This window comes from Streptomyces sp. NPDC058964, from assembly GCF_042741275.1.
In the GTDB taxonomy this organism is placed as follows: domain Bacteria; phylum Actinomycetota; class Actinomycetes; order Streptomycetales; family Streptomycetaceae; genus Streptomyces.
Window position 1 is genome coordinate 1 of record NZ_JBHYKH010000616.1, and the last position, 4,797, is coordinate 4,797.

General features: G+C 70.1%; 4 protein-coding genes and 1 pseudogene. 3 read left to right on the forward strand and 2 right to left on the reverse strand.

The genetic code is table 11. The features are described 5' to 3' along the window. Nucleotides 1-250: 250 nt before the first annotated feature. Both argH and ACFW2E_RS41545 read right to left on the reverse strand, forming a co-directional pair. A complete protein-coding gene (gene argH, locus ACFW2E_RS41540; protein WP_384475749.1) occupies nt 251-1,678 on the reverse strand; it encodes an argininosuccinate lyase in 1,428 nt (475 codons plus the stop codon). Nucleotides 1,679-1,784: 106 nt separating this feature from the next. Continuing rightward, on the reverse strand, nt 1,785-2,978 hold the full coding sequence (locus ACFW2E_RS41545; RefSeq protein WP_384475752.1) for an argininosuccinate synthase: 1,194 nt from the start codon (nt 2,976-2,978) through the stop codon (nt 1,785-1,787). Between the two features lie 238 nt (nt 2,979-3,216). Between ACFW2E_RS41545 and ACFW2E_RS41550 the strand changes: the two genes are divergently transcribed. The 3 genes and pseudogenes from ACFW2E_RS41550 to ACFW2E_RS41560 all read left to right on the forward strand — a co-directional run. Next, the gene (locus ACFW2E_RS41550) at nt 3,217-3,666 is read left to right on the forward strand and encodes a hypothetical protein (RefSeq protein ID WP_384475755.1); all 450 of its coding nucleotides are present in this window, start codon (nt 3,217-3,219) and stop codon (nt 3,664-3,666) included. Nucleotides 3,667-3,773: 107 nt separating this feature from the next. Next, nucleotides 3,774-4,361, forward strand: coding sequence for a pyridoxamine 5'-phosphate oxidase family protein (locus ACFW2E_RS41555; protein ID WP_384475759.1), 588 nt, complete (start codon nt 3,774-3,776; stop codon nt 4,359-4,361). Nucleotides 4,362-4,364: 3 nt separating this feature from the next. Continuing rightward, nucleotides 4,365-4,797, forward strand: a pseudogene (locus ACFW2E_RS41560) (hypothetical protein); the annotation flags it as partial.

The following is a 4,797-nucleotide window of genomic DNA, read 5'->3' on the forward strand; positions in this document are numbered from 1 at the left end:
CGGCGCGCCAGCCCCCCGAGCGACACGCCGCACTCCCGGCGGGGGTGCCTGTCGACCGGTGACGGGGTGGGCACAGCGTCCCGGGGACCTTGGGGGGCGGTCCAGGCCTCGACGCCGCCGAAGCTCGACGGCCCGGACCGCCGTGCGCACCAGCCCCACGATCCCCCTTGCCCGCGCGCTCGCCCGGCGCTGCCCGGTTCTCTCAGGGCAGCGCCGGGCTCGGACGTTCAGGAGGAGTGGGCGAAGTCGCTCACTTGCCGGCCTCGGCCCACGTGCGCTGTGCGGCCACGTCCGCCTTGACCTCGGCGAGCTGGACGGCGACCGCGCTCGGTGCGGTGCCGCCGCGGCCGTCGCGGGAGGCCAGCGCGCCGTGGACGTTGAGGACGGAGCGGACCTCGGGAGTGAGGTGGGCGCTGATCTTCGCGAACTGCTCGTCCGTCAGCTCGTCCAGTTCCTTGTCCTCGGCCTCGGCCACCTTCACGCACTCGCCGGCCACCTCGTGCGCGACGCGGAACGGCACGCCCTGCTTGACCAGCCACTCCGCGATGTCGGTGGCGAGGGAGAAGCCGGCCGGGGCCAGCTCCTCCATGCGCTCGCGGTTGACCGTGAGCGTGGCGATCATCCCGGTGAAGGCCGGGAGCAGCACCTCCAGCTGGTCGCAGGAGTCGAAGACCGGCTCCTTGTCCTCCTGGAGGTCGCGGTTGTAGGCGAGGGGAAGGGCCTTGAGGGTGGCCATGAGACCCGTCAGGTTGCCGATCAGACGGCCGGACTTGCCGCGCGCCAGCTCGGCGATGTCCGGGTTCTTCTTCTGCGGCATGATCGACGAGCCGGTGGAGAAGGCGTCGTGCAGGGTCACGAAGGAGAACTCCTTCGTGTTCCAGATGATGATCTCCTCGGCGATCCGGGAGAGGTTGACACCGATCATGGCGGTGATGAAGGCGAACTCGGCAGCGAAGTCGCGGGAGGCCGTGCCGTCGATGGAGTTGCCGACGCTGCCGTGCTCGAACCCGAGGTCCTTGGCGACCGCCTCCGGGTCCAGGCCGAGGGAGGAGCCCGCGAGCGCGCCCGAGCCGTAGGGCGAGACGGCCGTGCGCTCGTCCCACTGGCGCAGCCGCTCCGCGTCCCGGGACAGGGATTGCACGTGCGCGAGGACGTGATGGGCGAAGAGGACCGGCTGGGCGTGCTGGAGGTGGGTGCGGCCGGGCATGGCCACGTCCGGGTGGGCCTCCGCCAGGCCGATCAGGGCGTCCTGGAGCTCGGCGATCAGACCGCCGATGATCCGGGCGTGGTCGCGCAGGTACATACGGAAGAGGGTGGCGACCTGGTCGTTGCGGGAGCGGCCCGCGCGGAGCTTGCCGCCGAGGTCGGGGCCGAGACGCTCCAGGAGGCCGCGCTCCAGGGCCGTGTGCACGTCCTCGTCGGCGATGGTGCCGACGAAGGAGCCGTCGGTCACGTCCGCCTCGAGCCGGTCGAGTCCGGCGAGCATCCGGGTCAGCTCGTCCTCCGTGAGGAGCCCCGCCTTGTGCAGCACGCGCGCGTGGGCACGCGAACCGGCGATGTCGTAGGGCGCGAGCCGCCAGTCGAAGTGGACGGACGCGGACAGCTTCGCCAGGGCCTCGGCGGGACCGTCGGCGAAACGCCCGCCCCAGAGCCGGACGTCACCGCTGTTGCTGCTCACTTGCGTTGCTCCTCGGAAGATGGCTGTGTACGACCGCCTCCCGACCCTGCCAGGCGAGGAGGCGGTTGTCAGGCTGACGTGTGTGAGGTGAACCCGTACGAGGTGGTCAGGCCAGGTCCCGCTTGGCGGCGATCTTCGACGCCAGGCTGTAGATGTCGATGAAGCCCTTGGCCGCCGCCTGGTCGAATGTGTCGCCCGTGTCGTAGGTGGCCAGGTTGAAGTCGTACAGCGACGTCTCCGAGCGCCGGCCGCTGACGACGGCGCGGCCGCCGTGCAGGGTCATCCGGATGTCGCCGTTGACGTGCTGGTTGGCCTCGTCGATGAAGCCGTCCAGGGCACGCTTGAGCGGGGAGAACCACTGGCCGTCGTAGACGAGTTCGCCCCAGCGCTGCTCCACCTGCCGCTTGTAGCGGGCGAGTTCGCGCTCGACGGTGACGCTCTCCAGCTCCTGGTGGGCGGTGATCAGGGCGATCGCGCCCGGGGCCTCGTACACCTCGCGGGACTTGATGCCGACGAGACGGTCCTCGACCATGTCGATCCGGCCGACGCCCCGGGCGCCGGCGCGCTCGTTGAGCTGCTGAATGGCCTGCAGGACGGTGACGGCCTGGCCGTCGACGGCGACCGGGACACCCTGCCTGAAGGTGATGATCACCTCGTCGGCCGGGCGGGGCTCGGCCGGGTTGGAGGTGTATTCGTAGATGTCCTCGATCGGGGCGTTCCAGATGTCCTCCAGGAAGCCCGTCTCGACCGCGCGTCCGAAGACGTTCTGGTCGATGGAGTACGGGGACTTCTTGGTGGTGGCGATCGGGAGCCGCTTCTCCTCGCAGAAGGCGATCGCCTTGTCACGGGTCATCGCGTAGTCGCGGACCGGGGCGATGCACTTCAGGTCGGGGGCGAGGGCGACGATGCCGGCCTCGAAGCGGACCTGGTCGTTGCCCTTGCCGGTGCAGCCGTGGGCGACGGTGGTGGCGCCGTGCTTCTCGGCGGCCGCGACGAGGTGCCTGACGATCGCCGGCCGGGAGAGGGCGGAGACCAGCGGATAGCGGTCCATGTACAGGGCGTTGGCCTTGATGGCCGGAAGGCAGTAATCGTCGGCGAACTCGTCCTTGGCGTCGGCGACCTCGGCCTCGACGGCACCGCAGGCCAGGGCGCGCTTGCGGATGACGTCCAAGTCCTCTCCGCCCTGGCCGACGTCCACCGCGACGGCGATGACCTCGGCGCCCGTCTCCTCGGCGATCCAGCCGATGGCGACGGAGGTGTCCAGGCCGCCCGAGTAGGCGAGTACGACGCGCTCGGTCACGGGCTTTCTCCTCACACTCCAACCGCTGTCATGCATGAGTATGCAGAACTCTGCATGATTCGTCAATCCGGGCCCGATCCGGCCGCGCCGCCAGGAAGGGGTGTCTCCCCGGGGGCGCCGAGGTTGCCGAAGAAAGTCCTGAAGGAGGGCTGAACAGATGAAACCGCTTTCTCGTACTCACCCCTGAACGCCGGCGTCGCGTCTGTAGACCCACTCCTGACCCAAGTGAGGCATCCGCATGTCCAGGGCTCTTCCGAAGTACAACAAGCGTCGCGTGGCGGTCATCGGCGGCGCTGCCGCCGTGGCCCTGTCCGGCGCGGTCATCGCAGGCTCGGCCCTCGCCGGGACGCCCGCCAAGAGCGACAGCGGCACCAGCGCCCGCACCCTCGCGAGCCCCGGCACGATCACCTGCCCGGACGTCACCTCGAAGCTCCCCGCGATCCCCGCCGCCGCCCAGGCCGAGGTCACCCGCAACCTCACCCTGCTCCAGACCCAGATCCAGGAAGCGAACAAGCGCCTGGCCGACACCGTCGGACAGGGCGGCCCCAACTTCGTGAACAACGCCATCCTCGGCCCCCTCAAGGACAAGCGCGTGGCGACCATCAACCGCATCGCCACGGCGATCGGGCGTACCGCGGCCAAGCCGACCGGCCTGGACTCCCTGGCCGCCTGCACGCTCACGAAGTGAGGTGACGGGCCGCCAGGGCCGCCCCGTGCGAGCGCCGACCGGGGCGGCCCAGGCGGACCCGGAAATTCCTTAGACAAACGAAAGAGTTGCGTCGACAATCGGTGGACATGGGAAAGACCTATGAGCGCATCGATGGCAGACTCCGCACGTTCATCGAGGAACAGCCCCTCTTCTTCACCGCGACCGCGCCTCTGTCCGGCGACGGCACGGTCAACCTCTCCCCCAAGGGCCTCAAGGGCTCCTTCGCGGTGCTCGACGAACACACCGTGGCGTACCTCGACTTCGCCGGTTCCAACGCGGAGACGATCGCCCACCTCCGCGAGAACGGCCGGATCACCCTGATGTGGTGCGCCTTCCAGGGCCCGCCGAACATCGTGCGGGTGCACGGGCGGGGGGAGCCCGTCTTCCGTGACGACCCCAGGTTCGGGGAGCTGCTCGGCCACTTCCCGGACATCGACCCCACCCCGCACGGGCTGCGCGCCGTCATCGTCGTGCGCGCCGAACTCGTCCGGGACACCTGCGGGTACTCGGTGCCCTTCATGACGTACGACACGGACCGGGATCTGCACGGGAAGCGCTTCGCGCGCGAGGACGACGACTCACTGAGCCAGTACTTCCAGAAGAAGGACCATGTGGCGTACAGCCTGGATGGCCTACCCGGGCTGCCGCTCCCGCTCCCGCCGTCTAGCGTCTGAGGCATGCGCCCCGGTGTCCTCGTCGCCCTCGCCTCCGCGTCCCTCCTCCTGCTCGGCGCCGCCCCGGCCGGTGCCGCTCCCCCACTGCCCGCCCTGATGGCGGACACCGGGGGCGGCACCCAGCTGATCACCGCTCAGGCACCCGGCACCGGCTCGACGTCGGGCACGGTGACCTGGTGGGACCTGCGGGACGGGCAGTGGGTGGAGGCCGGTTCGGCGGCGGCCCGCTTCGGCGCGAAGGGGCTGGTCGAGGGCGCGTCCCGGACACAGGGCACGAACACGACACCGACCGGGCTGTACGACCTGCCGTTCGCGTTCGGCATCGAGGCGGCACCGAGCGGTACGGCCGTACCGTACCGGCCGGTGCACGACAACTCGTGGTGGTGCCAGGACAACGACTCGCGCTCCTACAACCCGAGGACCGATCCCCACCCCG